This is a genomic window from Nocardia brevicatena NBRC 12119 (assembly GCF_000308495.1).
GTDB lineage: Bacteria > Actinomycetota > Actinomycetes > Mycobacteriales > Mycobacteriaceae > Nocardia > Nocardia brevicatena.
In genome coordinates, this window is the sequence record NZ_BAFU01000019.1 from 1 (window position 1) to 15,583 (window position 15,583).

General features: G+C 65.5%; 8 protein-coding genes, 1 tRNA gene and 3 pseudogenes. 4 read left to right on the top strand and 8 right to left on the bottom strand.

The features are described from left to right. Positions 1 to 219: 219 nt before the first annotated feature. The 4 genes from ON20_RS03740 to ON20_RS03755 form a co-directional block, all read right to left on the bottom strand. A complete protein-coding gene (locus ON20_RS03740) occupies positions 220 to 1,275 on the bottom strand; it encodes a Glu/Leu/Phe/Val dehydrogenase dimerization domain-containing protein (protein WP_051161591.1) in 1,056 nt (351 codons plus the stop codon). Positions 1,276 to 1,450: 175 nt separating this feature from the next. Continuing rightward, on the bottom strand, positions 1,451 to 4,945 hold the full coding sequence (locus ON20_RS03745; protein ID WP_040833508.1) for an indolepyruvate ferredoxin oxidoreductase family protein: 3,495 nt from the start codon (positions 4,943 to 4,945) through the stop codon (positions 1,451 to 1,453). A 195-nt stretch (positions 4,946 to 5,140) separates the two neighbouring features. After that, on the bottom strand, positions 5,141 to 5,626 hold the full coding sequence (locus tag ON20_RS03750) for an Lrp/AsnC family transcriptional regulator (protein WP_040833510.1): 486 nt from the start codon (positions 5,624 to 5,626) through the stop codon (positions 5,141 to 5,143). Positions 5,627 to 6,014: 388 nt separating this feature from the next. After that, positions 6,015 to 6,488, bottom strand: coding sequence for a YbaB/EbfC family nucleoid-associated protein (locus ON20_RS03755; protein ID WP_051161566.1), 474 nt, complete (start codon positions 6,486 to 6,488; stop codon positions 6,015 to 6,017). 1,375 nt (positions 6,489 to 7,863) lie between these two features. Between ON20_RS03755 and ON20_RS03765 the strand changes: the two genes are divergently transcribed. The 4 genes and pseudogenes from ON20_RS03765 to ON20_RS03775 all read left to right on the top strand — a co-directional run bounded on the left by ON20_RS03765 (position 7,864) and on the right by ON20_RS03775 (position 11,895). After that, a complete protein-coding gene (locus ON20_RS03765) occupies positions 7,864 to 8,337 on the top strand; it encodes a YbaB/EbfC family nucleoid-associated protein (RefSeq protein WP_051161568.1) in 474 nt (157 codons plus the stop codon). Positions 8,338 to 8,369: 32 nt separating this feature from the next. After that, positions 8,370 to 8,771 (top strand): annotated as a pseudogene (locus ON20_RS41225) (WXG100-like domain-containing protein); the annotation flags it as partial. 99 nt (positions 8,772 to 8,870) lie between these two features. Beyond that, on the top strand, positions 8,871 to 11,582 hold the full coding sequence (locus ON20_RS03770) for a hypothetical protein (protein WP_218002427.1): 2,712 nt from the start codon (positions 8,871 to 8,873) through the stop codon (positions 11,580 to 11,582). Between the two features lie 34 nt (positions 11,583 to 11,616). Beyond that, positions 11,617 to 11,895, top strand: coding sequence for a hypothetical protein (locus tag ON20_RS03775; RefSeq protein ID WP_040833516.1), 279 nt, complete (start codon positions 11,617 to 11,619; stop codon positions 11,893 to 11,895). A gap of 185 nt (positions 11,896 to 12,080) precedes the next feature. On the opposite strand, the pseudogene ON20_RS40915 reads toward ON20_RS03775, so the two are convergent. From ON20_RS40915 to ON20_RS03790, 4 genes and pseudogenes are all read right to left on the bottom strand, one after another. Continuing rightward, positions 12,081 to 12,245 (bottom strand): annotated as a pseudogene (locus ON20_RS40915) (MoaF-related domain-containing protein); the annotation flags it as partial. A gap of 153 nt (positions 12,246 to 12,398) precedes the next feature. Next, a pseudogene (locus ON20_RS40420) lies at positions 12,399 to 12,935 on the bottom strand (HEAT repeat domain-containing protein); the annotation flags it as partial. A gap of 605 nt (positions 12,936 to 13,540) precedes the next feature. Then, a tRNA-Arg gene (locus ON20_RS03785) sits at positions 13,541 to 13,613 on the bottom strand. Between the two features lie 102 nt (positions 13,614 to 13,715). Next, positions 13,716 to 15,188, bottom strand: coding sequence for a flavin-containing monooxygenase (locus ON20_RS03790; RefSeq protein WP_040833576.1), 1,473 nt, complete (start codon positions 15,186 to 15,188; stop codon positions 13,716 to 13,718). Positions 15,189 to 15,583 lie beyond the last annotated feature (395 nt).

Below are 15,583 nucleotides of genomic sequence, written 5' to 3' on the forward strand. Positions count from 1 at the left end.
TGCGAATCGCGACCACCGTTACCCTGCCATCCCGTTCATCGGCCCGAGTTGCCTGCGTGAAGCATACGACCGGATCGCCTGCTATGTGCCCGTACCGTGCCCGTCGAATCTCAGCGGGTGTCTCACGTGGGGAGTTTTGTAGCAGGTGCGCGTTGCAGCGCTCCGCACTCGCGAGTCGGCGTTGGACCTGCCGGCTTGCTCGTACCCGACTCTTGTCTCTTACGATTCGGCGGCGGCGTGGTCGGGTGATCGGGAAAAGGAGTCGAGCCGTCGCTCTGCGAACCGAATTGCTGCCGTGCCGGTGCCGATTCCTTCGGCCTTGGCTGTTGTGATGATGTCGCGGCACCGGTCGAAGATGCGCGCGACGTCGGTTTCGACAGTGGTGCTGTCTGTGCCGTTCAGTTCCCCGGCGACTTGGATGATGCCGCCGGCGTTGGCGACGAAGTCCGGTACCCACGTAATCCGGCGTTCGTTCAGGGTGTGCTCTACAGCGGGGCTCGCGAGTTGGTTGTTGGCTGCGCCGCATACCAGCCTGGCTTCGATGGTCTCGACGCCGGCTGCGGTGAGGGTGCCGCCGAGCGCGCATGGCGCGTACACATCTACCCGGGCGTCGGCAACCGTGTCCACTATCCGAACGTCGGGGTTCTCCTTCGACAGGCGTTGCAGTGCCGCGTCGTTCACGTCCGTGGCGCAGACGTCGGCACCGTCGGCGAGCAGCAATGCGATCAGTTCGCGGCCGACCTTGCCGACTCCCTCTACGCCCACCGTGCGGCCCGCGAGAGTAGGCGCGCCCCAAACGGATTCGGCGCCTGCGCGCATGGCATGGAAAACGCCGAGCGCGGTCAGCCGGGCGCTGTCGCCGGAGCCGCCCGCGGTCGTACTGCGGCCTGTCACGTAGGAGGTATAGCGGCCGATGGTGTCCAGGTCGTCGGTATCGGTGCCGACGTCACCCGCGGTGATGTATCGCCCGCCGAGGGTTTCGACGAATCGCGCGTAGGCTGCCCACAGCGCGTCGCTCTTGTCGACGGCCGGGTCGCCGATGATCACGGCCTTACCGCCACCGAGGTCGACGCCCGCGGCGGCGGACTTGTAGGTCATTCCCCACGACAGGCGTAGCACGTCATCGAGCGCGCGGGCCTCACCGGCGTAAGGGTACATGCGGGTGCCGCCCAGTGCGGGGCCCAGTGCAGTGGAGTGGATTGCGATGATCGCCTTGAGCCCGGATGCGTCGTCCTCACAGAACACGACCTGCTCATGAGGTCGGGTGCTCAGCATGTGGGAGCGGCCGAAGACCAGGGCGTCGGCGTCTGTATGTGCTGTGGTCAAGGGAGGGGCCTTTCCGGCTGGTTCGGTGGGGGAACGCGGGCCGCGGCGGCAAGGCCGCGAGCGGAATCGCGAGAGCTCGCCGGTGTGCGAAACGTCTCGGGATGGACGGGGTACAGCTGGGAAATCAGCACTCGATGCCGAGTTCGCGCAGACGCGACCGGTACAACTCGACATTGCCGAGCTTGATGTCCTCGTAACCGCGGACCAGATCGGGCAGGCCGGCGGCTTCGGTGGCGGTGGCGTAGGTCTCCGGGCGGAGCTCGTCGGTGAGTCGCTCGATCATCGTGGTGTAGTGGGACAGCAGCTCGCGTTCTACCTTCCGCACATGGGCGTAACCGAAAGGGTCCAACCGGGTGCCACGCAGAAACTTGCCCTTGGCCAGGACTTTCAGCGCCACATGGCTTCGCGGGCCCAGACCGATCTTCTTCTTGCGGCCCAGCACCCGCAGCATCGGCGGATGCAGCTTGTAGGTGAGCTTCTCGCCGCCGGGGACCTGAGCACGGATATCGGCGAGGAAGGCGGGATCGACCAGTAGACGAGCCACCTCGTACTCATCCTTGTACGCGGTCAACTTGTACAGACCGTGGGCGACCGCCTCGCTGAACTCGGTCCGTTCGGTGACCTTGCGCTCGGCGCTCCACACGGCCTGGACCGAATCGATGTAGCGCCGCGCGGCTTTCGTGTTCTGGTACGCGATCAGTTCACCGGCGCGGAGTTCGACTATCCGTCGCACCTCGCCATCGAGTGTGGTGCCGGTCATCAGATCGGCGGGTACGGGCGCCGAAGTACGTTTCGGCGCGGGCTCGCCTACGGCGCCGGTGAACGCCGCCGGATCGGCCACCGCGACTCGGCCCCAGCGGAAGGCCGAGATGTTTGCGGCGACGGCAACACCGTTGATTGCGATGGCTTCCTCGACCGTGGTGGCGGGCAGGCGGAGACCGCCGGACTGGACTGCGGCGCCGACGATAAGGAAGTTGGCGGCGGTGGTGTTGCCGAACAGCGCCTGAGCAGAGGTCAGTGCATCGAGGTGAATCAGCGAATGCGTGACTGCCTCCAAACGGTTCAGGAGCGACCGGGTGTCCGGGTAGTCGACGGTTTTGTCGTAGACCATGTCGCCCGTAGGTGTCCGGCCGGTGGAGGCGACCGCTACGGTGCGTGCGGGGGCACAATAGGGCAGGTTTGCGGTGTCGGTGGCGGTGAGCAGGTCGATTGCGAGGATGCAGTCGGCGCTGCCGGGGGTGAGGCGGTTGGATGGCTCCAGTTCGGTGGTCGAGAATCGCAAGTACGAGACAACGGGCCCGGCTTTCTGGCCCAGTCCGGTCCGGTCGAGGCTTTCGACGGCATATCCTGCGCGCAAGGCAGCGGTGGCCAGCACTTGGTTGACAGTGACGATGCCTGTGCCGCCAATTCCGGCGAGTAGGACGTTTTGGGTGTGGCGCGGCGGTTCGAATCCCGGATCGACCACCTCGGGCGGCTCGATGGTGTCGCCGGCGTGTTTGCCTGCACTGCGGGAGCTTTTCGCATGTTCGGCATCCGGTAGCTCGACTGTGACGAACGACGGGCAGTCACCGTCGAGACAGCTGTAGTCGGTGTTGCAGGAGGTCTGGTCGATGCGAGTCTTGCGCCCGAATTCGGTTTCCACCGGCTGTACGGACAGGCAGTTGGATTTGACACCGCAGTCGCCGCAGCCCTCGCAAACCGCTTCGTTGATCAGCACGCGGGTATTGCGTGTCGGGAGAGTGCCGCGCTTGCGTTGGCGGCGGGCATCGGCGGCGCAGTGCTGGTCGTAGATGAGAACGGTGACACCGGGGATCTCGCGCAGCAATCGCTGCGCCTCGTCGAGGCGGTCGCGATGCCACAGCAGCGTGCCTTTGGCGAGCGCTTTTCGGTTATGCCGCTTGGGCTCGTCGGCGCAGATGATGATCTGCTCGACTCCCTCGGTGGTGAGTTTGTGGGTCAGCTGTGCGACGCTCAGTCCGCCTTCGACATCCTGCGCGCCGGTCATGGCCACGACCTCGTTGTAGAGCAGCTTGTATGTGATGTTCACTCCGGCCGCGACGCAGGCCTGCACGGCCAGTTGACCCGAGTGGAAAAAGGTGCCGTCGCCGATGTTCTGGAATATGTGCGGTACGTCGGTGAACGGCGCCTGCCCGATCCATTGGCTGCCTTCGCCACCCATCTGGGTCAGGCCGGTTACCTCGGAATCGCTGCGGCCGGACATGGTGACCAGGGTGTGGCAGCCGATGCCGCCGGCACCGATGGAGCCCTCCGGCAACGCGGTGGAACGGTTGTGCGGGCAGCCGCTGCAGAAGTAGGCGGTTCGCTTTGCCGGAAGGACCTCGAGCGTGAGCGGGGGCGGGGGAGCCTTTTTCAGTTCGACTCGGTCTCGCAGTACTCGGCGTAGCGGCCCGAGCAGGCGACCCGGCGTGAGTTCGCCGCCGACCGGGAACAGCGGTCTGCCTTGGTTGTCTTTCTTACCGATGATCTGTGGCGCGTCGGGGGTGCCGTAGAGGATCTCACGAATCTGGGTCTCGATGAAGGCGGTTTTGTCTTCCACGACGATGAGCTGCACCAGCCCGTGCGCGAACTCGGTCACGACCTGCTGACCGACCGGGTACGGCATGCCGATGCGCAATAGCCTGATGCCATAGTGCCGCATGGTGGCCTCATCCACTCCCAGATCCAGCAAGGCCTGCTTCACGGCGTCGAAAGTGGGTCCGGTGGCGGCGATTCCGATCCGCGCGCCGTCGGGATCGACCTCGATCTCGTCGAGGGCGTTTGCCTCTCCGAAGGCGTGCACTGTGGCCCACCGCGGCCCGTACAGATCGGCCTCGGCGAGCAGGCTGTGGGTCGGCGCGGCCATCGGACGCTGCCGGTAAGCGTAAGGCTTTCCCTCCCAGTGGATCTCGGGGGTGGAAATGGTGAGGTCTGCTACCGATGTGTCGACGGTCCACGCCCCGTCGGCGACATCGGCGACGATCTTCATCGCGACAGCGCAACCCGATGCCCGAGACAGCGCGATGCCCCGCATGCCCATGGTGATGATTTCCTCGGCATTGCGTGGAAAGAGCACCGGAATTCCCATGGCGGCCAGGGACCGTTCACTGGCGGCAGGCACCGTCGACGACTTGGATGCCGGGTCGTCGCCGACCAATAGCAGTACGCCGCCGCGGGGGTTGACCCCGTACATATTGGCATGTCGCAGCGCGTCGGTCGCGCGGTCGAGGCCAGGGCCTTTTCCGTACCAGATACCGATGACGCCGTCGTGGGTCGGTGTGCCGGTGTGCAGCTCTGTCTGACTGCCCCAGACCGAGGTGGCCGCCAGTTCCTCGTTGAGCCCCGGTACGAAGACGATGTCGTGTGCGGCGAGCACGCCGGGCATACCGCCCAACAACCTGTCGACGCCGGCCAGTGGACTGCCTTGGTAGCCGGAGACGAACGTTGCGACTCGTCTGCCTGCTCGGGCGTCTCGCGCGTGTTGTTCGACCATCAGTCGGGCAATGGCCTGCACGCCCGTCAACAGGACCGGACCGACGCCGGGGCGGTAGCGGTCTGCGAGGTCGTAGGAGGGGACCGGTGTCGACGCTCGGAGATCGAACGGGCGGGCAACGCTGGTCATGAACAGTCACCACACTTTCCACAACCCAGATCGTGAGCTGCACAAGGATCGAACTAGCAATCAGCTCAGCAAAATTTGCCGTGTAGTGGAGAATCCATCAACTGTTACGGAAAATGATGATCAATCTGATCAATAGTGATCTGGAGCACTGTGTCGACCGCAGCATTCTGCTCGAGTCGGGCCGAACGTGGCTCGTCAAGACCGTTCGCGGCTTCTGGTGAGGTGATCGACCAGGGGCAGTGCCCTGTACTCGATCGGTGTGGCCAAGGCGAGCATCGTCTCGGTCTGCCGCACGCCGCCGATGGCATGCATGCGCTTGATGATGTCGAGCAGCTCCTGCTGCGTTTGGGCCGCCACCCTCACGAGTAGATCCGCGTGTCCGGTAGTCGCATGGACCTCGAGCACGTGGGGGAAGGCGCGCAGCGCCTCGATGATGTCGTCCATCCTGTTCTGGTCGGTCTCGATACCGACGAACGCGTGTACAGCGAAGCCCAACGCCTGCAGATTCACGTGGGGCGGATATCCCCGCACCGCCCCCGACGTTTCCAGGCGCTTCATCCGTGCCTGCACGGTATTGCGGGCGACTTTCAAACGTGCTGCCAGGTCCAGGATCGGTGCCCGCGGGTCGGACGCCAGTTCACGGAGTAACGCGGAATCCAATAGGTCGAGCTTGATGGCCATGACGACGCATTGTTACACGGGCCTCCTCGGCCGCCTCGGCCCGTATCCGGCGCGGGCTTGCGGGGGTCCTGGGGATGCTCCGCAGAGGCAGCCGGTAATGGCGGACCAGGCGCGGTTTACCGCACGGTTGCCTGAGCGTAACGGCGAATGTGGTCCTGGCCCGGTACGAACCGCCGGTAGGACACCGAGCGGTAGCGCTTCCGGACCGGCCGGCGCCGGTCGCGGTTGCTCGGGAGAGGTCAGGGGCGATGACTTCGGTGCGATTCCTGTTGCGGGAGTTGTCGCACGGCGCAGGTATGGCCTGCCCGGGGAAGGTGCGGAACGTCCAGGTGGAGACGGTGGTCCGGGCGATCTCGAGGAAGTCGTCGGCCTGCTGCCCGCCGCGCGCTCACTCCTTGCCGGGATCGCGCTCCGCGGTCTGGTCGGTGTCGGGCGCCGTGCGGGTGGCTGCCTCGACGACTTCCCGGATGCCGCGCAGACTCGGCGCGCCCGGCAGCAGATCGGGAAGGTCCGGCAGCTCCTCGGCGATCCCGGTGATCGGCGAGATGATTTCCGCCAGCTGCTGCCGTGCCGCATCGGCCGCGGCGCGGGCCGCCTCGGTGATGGATCGGGCGAGGTGTGCCGGCGGACCGCCTCGGAAAGCCCCGGCCACCAACCGGACATCGACGACGAGCCCGTACGCGTCGACGGTGACCTCGGCCAGCCGATCCGACGACCATGCCGACGATCGGCATCGCGACAACCGTTCGTGAACGCCCGGAATGTCCTCGCGTTGTTGATCCAGGCCATCCAGCAACGCACCGATGAGCCGCTTCATCCTGGCGGTCGCCTCGGTCAATTCATCCAGACTTCGATCGTCCATCCGTGGCTTCCCCGAGTGCTCGTCACATGGTTGTCGGTGTGCGCTGCATCGACTATACGACGTCCAATATGCATACGCCTCTCGTTCGAGCGGCAGGCGCATGCACCAGGTTCCCGGTCTCCACTGGTGGGAATGCGTGACACTGGGCGTGCCTGACGTCCGGAATCGAAAATAGGGACTTATGAGGTCGATCGGCCGTCGTTGGCGTGACAATTGTCGCGGCATGACCGTACCCACCGGTGCCGTTCATGAGCCGCGTATTCTTCCTTGACTCCGACGAACTAGCTGGTCAGAGCCCCACGATTGCAGGGGCCGCGGAGGAGTTGGCTGCGGCGCTCCACAATCTCGAAACCGTGCTCGGTACCGAGGGGCGGTGCTGGGGTAACGACGAGCCCGGAAAGGTCTTCGAGCAGACGTACGATTCCGACGCGAAGCAGACCGTGGTGAATCTGCGGAACCTGGTCGGGACATTGCGATCGAGCGGGCAATCCTTCAAAGATATCGGCAACGTATTCAACAATATGGATACCGATGCCGGTCGCCGGGTCCGAGGTCACGAATCGCCGTCCGAAACAACCGCATTCAGCCCGGCAGGTTCGCCGGGGAGCAATTACCCCGCGTCGCGACCGAACACCGTGTCACCGCTGTCCGGTATCGATTCGAAGTCGCCGAATGGGCAGCGGCCGCACTCGGAATCGCCGGTCGGCAGTGAGCAGGGGCAGCGCGGCTCGCGACCACCGGCTGCCGATGACACCACCGGGAACATGCCGGGCTCCGGAGCCGTTGCGCCTTCCGGGCCGTCCGGGGAACCGCCGCAATCGCCCTCGGTCCGCGACGCGGCCTCGGCGGCCGGAGCCGTCGAGGACGGAGCCGTCGAGGACGGAGCCGGTCTCGTCACCGGGGATCCGCCGTCCGGAGCCACCATCGCGCAGGCGGCACAGACGATGCCGCCTGCCTCGCTCGACAATGCGTCCTCGGGTGCGGAAACGGCTGGTCCGGCGCCGAGCAGTCCGTGGTCTCGACCCAGCGAGCGCCCTGGTCCCGGCGGGCAATCACCCGGCTCGCAGTCCGGTCAGCCGTCGGGAAACCCACCTGGCACCCGCTCGTCGGCGCAGCCCCAGGGCTCCCGAGCGAAACAGCAACGCCGTGAACGGAAGAAGGACAACAAGCAGCAGAAGCGCCCACCCGAAGTTGCCGCCTCCGAGAATGCGGACCGGCCACCCGCCGTGCCCACCCGGCCCACCGACCGAACGCGGCCGTCGGGCGGGTCGCGGAGGTACTCGACGCCCTGGTCGAAACCGGAACCCGTGGAGCCCGCGGAGACTACGCGGGCCGATGGGTCGAAAATCGGTCACTGACGAAAGGACGAGTCCACATGAATCGACCGAGTTCCGAGGATCCGCGTTCGGCCCACTCCGGATTGACACGGCTCGTAGATACACTGCTGGGCGGATTCGGTGAACAGTCGGCGGATCTCCCCGACATCGCCGCGCAGCTCACGGCTGCGCGCTCGTCGGCTTCGTCTTCCGATCATCTGGTGGAAGTGACGGTCGACGCATACGGAATCGTGATGGACGTGCAGCTGTCGCCCCAGGCGTTCCAGGCGAATTCGCCCGAACGGCTGGCCCGATCCGTCACCGAGGCGGCCCGGTCCGCTGCTCTGGCGGCGCAGCGGCGACGGGCCGAGATCGTTGCGCCGATCACCGGTACCGCCGGTGATCTGCCGGACCTGCCCGACTTGTTTCCGGATGCGCCGAGTCTGCGGGGAATCCGCGACATCACCGAGTCGGCCGAGCCCGGAAACGCCGAACCGGCGCGCGCTGACCGCGAGTACAGGTCCGGAGGATGAATGGTCGTCGCCGAGCACCGCCCTGGTAAGCGATGACGCTCGAAATTCCCAAGGAGATTCCCTCCTGGGTGATCGCCGCGGTGGCCGGTCCGTGGCCGGAGGGGGACGAGGATGCGTTGCGTCGGCTGGGCGCGGCGTGGAAGGAAATCGGCGATGCGATCACCGCGGTGTCGCAGCTGACGGGCGAGGCCCGGAAAAAGGTCCTGTCGGCGATCGAAGGGCAGGTCGGGGAGGCGCTCGAGAAATACGGCATCGACCTCGACGGCGACCTGAAACACGCGGCGGACGCCTGCTACGGGCTGTCGGAACAGTGTATGCACAATGCGCTGTCCACCGAGTACAGCAAGTATGTGATCATCGGGTCCCTGGTGGCGCTGGTCATCCAGTTGGGCGTGGATGCGTTCGTCCCGGGTGTGGGGCAGGTGCACGGCGTGTTGGCGACGGCGGCGACCCGGTTGACAGTGCGGGCCGCGTTCCGTGAACTGATCACCCGCCTGGGGACAGAGGGGGCGCGGGCGGCTGCGGCACGGTTGGTGCGAGCGATCGCGTTCAAGGGCGTGACGTTGGGTGCGGTCCAGGGTGGTGCTATTCCCCTTGTCGCACAGGCGGTGCAGATGACGGGTCCGGAACATTACCGGACGGAGTTCGACTGGAATGACATCGGCTTGGGGGTCGTCTCCGGCGCCGCCGCCGGTGCTGCGGGTGAGTTCTTCGGTGTGCGGACGATGATGGGACTGGAGCGCCGCTTCGCGAACAACACCACTTCCGCGGCGCGGAGCAGGCTCCACCAGGTCGGAATTCGGTTCGTTGGCGCCGGAGTCGGCGGTGCTGCGGGTGCTGTGGCCGGAGTGGTGTCGGTGGTGCCGTTCACCGGCCGGCTGGACCTGGGGTGGGACCACTTGTTGCCCGGCATGGTCGGTGGTGTGCTGGGTTCGATGCCACACGCGCTGCGCGGTCCGGCCGGACCCGAGATCGGGGCGCCGGTCGGTGACGTCGGAAGGCCCGTCGGTGACGGACCGGGTGCGGGAGACAGGACATCCGCGTCGCCCGGTGATGACGGGCCGCCGCCTTCTTCGCCTCCCAGAGACGAGGGCGGTGCCGCCGACAGGCCGGGCGCGGACCGGGACGACGGTGCGTCCGGCGGGCGTGACGACGATTCCTCCGACACCTCGGCGCAGCCCGGGGACGAAGGAGACTCGCCCGGCGCGGTGCGGACCGAGGCGGATGGGCGGACCGAAGGCGAGGCGCGTCCGGAGACCGCGGCTCGTCCCGAAGGGCAGCCGCGGCCGGATACCGAGGTGCGACACGACGACGGGGCTCGGCCGCAGCCGCCTGAGGAGACCGAGGAGACAGGGGGCCCTCGAACCGAGGAGAGGCCGGCCTCACGCGGTGAACCCGGCACTGACACACCGGCTCCCGCACACCGGGACGAAACGGTGCCGGTGAGATCCGAGGACGAGACGCAACCCGAGACCGTGGCGCAGCCCGAGCATGAGGGGGGTGCGTCGCGTTCTGAGAGCGTGGCGCAGCCCGAGCATGAAGGGGGTCCGGGAAGTGAGGTGCGTCCGGAGAGCGTGGTGCGTCCCGAGGGCGAGCCGCGGCCGGACACCGAGGTGCGATCGGAGGACGGGGTTCGGCCGCGTCCGCACGAAGAGACCGAAGGGACAGGGAGCCACCGAACCGACGAGGAGACCCACACCACGCGCGGCGAAAACGACACGGCTACACCCGTTCCTGCACGCGGGGACGAGGTAGTCTCGCCGCGCGGTCGCGATCGTGAGGCCACTCCGCCGAGCGTTCGTGAGGGCGAGCGGACTCCGCCGCGCGGCCGTGACAGCGGAACGGCCCCGCCGCGTGGTCGTGGGGGTGAGATCACGGCACCTCGTGGTCGTGAAGCGGAAGCCGCGGCGGCGCATCGTGGTCTGGATGAGACGACCACACGCAACGAGGCGGACGAGACGACCCCCCGTGAGGCGGACGAGGCGTCGGCACGTCGGCATGCGGATGAAGAAGAAACGGCTCGTCGTGCTGCGGAGGAAGAAGAGGCCGCACGGCGCGAGGAGGAAGAGGATCCGCCCACCGTGCCCCTCCGGCGAACCGGATTGAGCGACGAGGAGGCGGCCCGGATAGCGGCGGGCGAGGAGCCCGGGGCACTTCGGGTCGAAGGTGATTGGACGCAGCGCGAATTCATCCCACCGCTGGACGGCGTCAGCCGTCGCACGTACACGAAAGATCAAATTGTGGAGATGTGGGAGAACAAGATTGGCCGGAAGATGACTCTGAATGAGATCAGGACACTCGAGCTGGGGTGCGTCGGTATTTCGAGTATGTTTGCCGGCCACCCACTGCATCCACCGAACAACCTGATGTTCAGCGATCCCGACTCCTACCCCCGCCAGTTCGAATACGAGAAAATACTCGCGCCGCTGGACCGTTTGAACAGTGATATGGACAATGCGCGGAATTCACTACGTGAAGTGCAGGCGGCTCTGCGGCGAGCGGAAAAGGAACACCGTCTCAACCCGGGGTCCACGGAGGTACACGAGCTGAGAAAGTCGGTGAAAGCCTGGGAGGAATATATAAATCAGATCCGGGAGGCGGGGCGGAAAGCGGCAGCGAAGCTGTCGGACGATATCAGTATGCTAGACTATGAGCGCGAAATGGCAATGCGGGAACACGGCTTCAACACCCAAGAATTGGTCCAGCATTACAAGCAGCGCTTCGAGGATATCCTGCGGCGCCAGCCCGCGACGCGAGAAGAATTTATGCAGATGGTGGCGGAGGATTCGCAGCTATCCAAGCTGCGAAACGTGGAGCAGTACTTGCCGAGCGGTCAACCTTCCGAGTGGGATGTGGTCATGTACGCGAAGCACTTCTATTCCGGGCAGGAACACGTCCGGGATGCCGCCGGGAATCCACTCTATCACAACAACGGCTGGCCGGTTTCTCGGTCCACCGACCCGAATCCCGACTTGTTCAAACCCGATCCGGAAACCGGTCAGGTCGATATGTCGGGCGATCTGTGCTGCCCGAAGGGGCCCGGGATGGGAAACTTCGATTTCGGTCTGTATCTCGAAGACATCGATGCCTGGGTGAATGCGAATCATATGGAGTACCCGAACCCGGTGCGGCGGAAAAAGGATCCGATGAGGGCCTTCGTGAAGAGTAGTATGGACTTTCATAGCTACGGAGGCTATTATGATAGCGCAGTGATAGGCCTCGCCTTCCGGCGTATTGTACCGTGATAATGAATGCCCTGCGACGCGCGGTGAGGTAGAAATGAATTTCGAAGAATATCTGGACGGCCCGGTGACGCTGTTCGGCGTTGCCCAGAATTCGATGACCGGCGCGATTCTCATGTGCGGCGCGCGCTCGGTCGTCTATATCGACGGACTGCGGGAATGGGACGCCGCCGACGTGTCGAAGGTGCTCGAGCTGTCCGGCACCTTGGTCGTGGAGGGTGATGACGACGAGCTCTATACCGTCGACGGCGCGGTCGGGCACGGTATCGGTCGGCATTATGTGGTGAAAGAGGCCAGCTGGGAACGGCTGTCCTGAGTTACTGCGGCTCGCCTTCCCAACCAGTGTCCTGAGTCGGCAATCCGTTGGCAGTATGCGGCGGGGGCTTCGAGGATCTCATCGGCGGTTTGGTCCAGTGCGTTCATGTGGTTCGACGGGCGCGCCGACGCGACCGAGCCACGGCCATCTGGTCATGGAGTCATCGAACATAGCTTGCTGGCCGGTCATGCCTCCGTGATGGTTCCGACGAGGTTGTACAGGGTGCCGTCGACGGTGACGTTGGAGTACGGCGTCGCGTCGGCGAAGTCCTCCACGTGGGTCACGGTGGCGCCGCCGGCCTCGGTCCAGGAGTTCAGGTAGACGCCGTCGCGAATTTTCCTCAGGTCGAGCGGGCGGTCTCGGCGTGGCCGGCCGGCGCGAGCCCCCGCCTTTCTGGACGACGAAGCTGCCTCGCGACTGTGACTCGAAGGTGAACTTCCGCGTCTATCATCTGCAGCACGTCATACTCGTATGCACCGGTCTGTGCCACAAGGACTCCGCGATCACGCAGCCGAAGGATATACAGCGCCGGCACAAGGTGGTGTCGGCGGTACTGCTCGGTAGAGGTTTGGTGCTCTCTCGGGGTTCGTCGGGAACGCCGAGCCGATGGTAGTGCCGCACCGTGTTGATCGTGGTGCCGGCGAGATCTGCAAGCGCACATGTGCTCCACGGCATCCGAGCTGGAACCGGCCACTGTCGGCGATACGACCATTACGTGACACGGCGCCCGACCGGGCAGGCGGGGAGGCGCCAGACCGCCTCGTCGTTCCGGTCGCTTCAACAGTCACTCGGCCAGTCGAGCCTGTACCCTCGCGCAGGGTGTTGACGGCAGCTCGAGCTGCCTGCCGGCCATCTTCGTGAGAGTCTCCCAGCAACGGTTCGATCAGCGGTATCACCTCCGTTGAACCGAGGTCGTCGAGCACATCGAGGACCGTCTCGCGCACGATGTAGTCGTCGTCGCAAAGGCCGTGCAACAACAGCGGGTACGCCGACTCCGGTATCGCTCGCGCCAGGTAATCCAGCACGCTGGCCCGCACGAAAGGTGACGAGTGCTCCCCCTACTGCGGATGCGTTCCCCTGGGTCTGCGACGCCGAGCGAGCCGAGAAGCCTGCAGCGATCACCGGTTCGGAATCGCCGGCAGGCGACTTGACACTGTCGATGAACGCCGGGTAGCCGCTCTGATGCATTGTCAGGACAGTGAGCGCTGCGCGTAGCCGAGAGACCCGCCGACCGCCCAATTCCTGCTCGAGTCCTTCGATGCCGGCGCGGCCCTGGTCTGCCAGGCATCGGCTCCCACGGTTCATGAAGGTTGGCCCGGTGATCCGGGTTTTGGAGGTGTCCCACATGCTCGCGGCTATTTTGCGGGATCGCCGAGTGTCGGGCCGGTGATGGCCTGGGTCGGGCAGGCCACCGCCTCGGAGGCGAATGCGCTTGCCATACTGTTGAAACGGCAGGTGGATGGCTCCGGAGTCGGCCGGTCCTGGATTCCGGCGAACTGTCGGTCAGGTTGCCCATGTTTCGTGTTTCCTAGGGGTTCGCACAAGGGAAATCGGTTGACCTGCGCATTTCGTGCCCATTGACGAACCGGAAGCGACGCACGGCTCAGAAAATCGCGCTGAATTGCGCAAACGCGTCACAGGTTTGTGCCCTCGGCAGGATTCGAACCTGCGACACCCGCTTTAGGAGAGCGGTGCTCTATCCCCTGAGCTACGAGGGCCGGGCCGGTGGCCGGATGGTGGGAGTCTACCGGCTCGACGGCCGAGGAGCCGCATCGTATGCGTCCGGTTCCTGTTCCGGCTCGTCATCGGCACCGCTCGGTTCAGGCGGTGAGCCGGGCGGCCTGGCGTTCGTCGTACTCGGCCGGGTCGAAGCGGCGGGTCTTCCGGCGGTAGAGCAGGGTGGCGCCGGGCCAGTTGTTGGTGATGCGGCCGGAGGCGTTGCGGTACCAGCTGGTGCAGAAGTTCCAGGGGGTGATCTCCAGACGTTTCTGCAGCCAGTCGTCCCAGCGCTGTTCGGTGTCGGGGCGGATGGCGAGGCCGCGGCCGGGGCGGTCGGTGAGGTATTCGACGATCCGGCGGATATAGCGGGCCTGCGATTCCAGCATGTAGACGATGGAGCCGGAGCCGACGTTCGTGTTCGGGCCGTACATGAGGAACAGGTTGGGGAATTCGGGGACCGACATACCGAGGTAGGCGCGGGCGCCCTCGCCGGCCCAGGCGTCGGCCAGTTTGCGGCCGCCGAGGCCGTAGATGTTCATGGGGGTGAGGAATTCGGTGCCCTTGAATCCGGTGCCGTAGATGATGACGTCGGCTTCGTGTTCCACTCCATCGGCGGTGCGCAGGCCGGTCGGGGTGATCGCTTCGATGGCGGTGGTTTCCACGCTGACGTTCGGTCGAGTGAGGGCGGGGAAGTAGTCGTTGGAGAACAGGGCGCGTTTGCAGCCGGCCTTGTAGTCGGGGGTCAGCTTCTCGCGCAGCACCGGGTCGGGGACCTGCCTGGCGCGGTGGCGGTCGGCGACCCCGATCGTCGGCTCGGCGATCCACTGCAGATCGGTGAGGGCGAGGGCCATCACCTCGAAGAACAGCCAGACCGCGAAGCGTTCGGCCCAGCGTACGGGCGGGACGTACTTGAAGAGAGCATGGTGGAACGGGCGGTAGACGGTGTCCGGTTTCGGCAGCACCCAGGCGGCCGAGCGCTGAAACAGGGTCAGGTGTTCGGCTTCGGGTTGGATGCGCGGAATGTACTGGATGGCGCTGGCGCCGGTGCCGATACAGGCGATCCGTTTCCCCGTCAGGTCGATACCGTGCTTCCATTCGGCCGAATGGAAGGCCGCGCCGGTGAAGGTCTCGATACCGGGGATGTTCGGCAGGGCCGGGCGCGACAGCTGGCCGACCGCGGAGATCAGGACATCGGCGGTCAGGGTGGCGCCGTCGGCGGTGCGGACCTGCCAGCTGCCGGCCGCTTCGTCGAATTCGGCGTCGGTGACCTCGGTGCCGAAGCGGATATGGCGCTGCACCCCATATTTCGCGACCACCCCCCGCATGTATTCGTGGATATCGGCCTGTTCGGAGAAGCGGCGCGGCCAGTCGCTGCGCGGTTCGAACGACCAGGAGTACAGCGGGGAGGGGACATCGCAGGCGGCTCCGGGGTAGGTGTTCTCCCGCCATACGCCGCCGAGGTCATCGGCGCGTTCGATGATGGTGAAATCGTCGATGCCGGAACGGAGCAGTTCCAGCGCCATGCCGAGTCCACCGAACCCGGCTCCGATGATGATGATCGACGGCCTTGTCATGGAACCGAGGGTAAACCGGTGAACAACCGTTCCGAAGGGATCGACGGACAGCGAATCCATATTTTCGGCCAGATGCTGCGGAGGGTTCGATGGCCGGTTTCGGCTCTGCCCATCAGACGGGGATCCCGCTGCCCGTGCATTTGCATTTGAATCCGCCGGCCCGCCCGAAACCGGTGGGAAAGTGAATGGGGGCAGTTCAAAGGGTATTTTTTGCGAATGTCACAAGTGCGCCGGCCCTGGGTGCGCGTCTCATTCGTGTGTCGTTTCTTTCTCCGGCTTGGCACGGCCGGGGGCGAGTAGTTATCACCGATTACGTGCTCGATGTCGTAGAACGCAGTGCCGGCGGCCCGCAGGGGGCGTCGCCGGCACTGCGTACGCCTCGAGTCGTCCCGGCG

Bases quoted from the DNA above. Each gene is read 5' to 3' on its own strand.
- ON20_RS03740 (WP_051161591.1), bottom strand. From the start codon at position 1,275: ATGCTGAGCACCCGACCTCATGAGCAGGTCGTGTTCTGTGAGGACGAC.
- ON20_RS03745 (WP_040833508.1), bottom strand. From the start codon at position 4,945: ATGACCAGCGTTGCCCGCCCGTTCGATCTCCGAGCGTCGACACCGGTC.
- ON20_RS03750 (WP_040833510.1), bottom strand. From the start codon at position 5,626: ATGGCCATCAAGCTCGACCTATTGGATTCCGCGTTACTCCGTGAACTG.
- ON20_RS03755 (WP_051161566.1), bottom strand. From the start codon at position 6,488: ATGGACGATCGAAGTCTGGATGAATTGACCGAGGCGACCGCCAGGATG.
- ON20_RS03765 (WP_051161568.1), top strand. From the start codon at position 7,864: ATGAATCGACCGAGTTCCGAGGATCCGCGTTCGGCCCACTCCGGATTG.
- ON20_RS03775 (WP_040833516.1), top strand. From the start codon at position 11,617: ATGAATTTCGAAGAATATCTGGACGGCCCGGTGACGCTGTTCGGCGTT.
- ON20_RS03790 (WP_040833576.1), bottom strand. From the start codon at position 15,188: ATGACAAGGCCGTCGATCATCATCATCGGAGCCGGGTTCGGTGGACTC.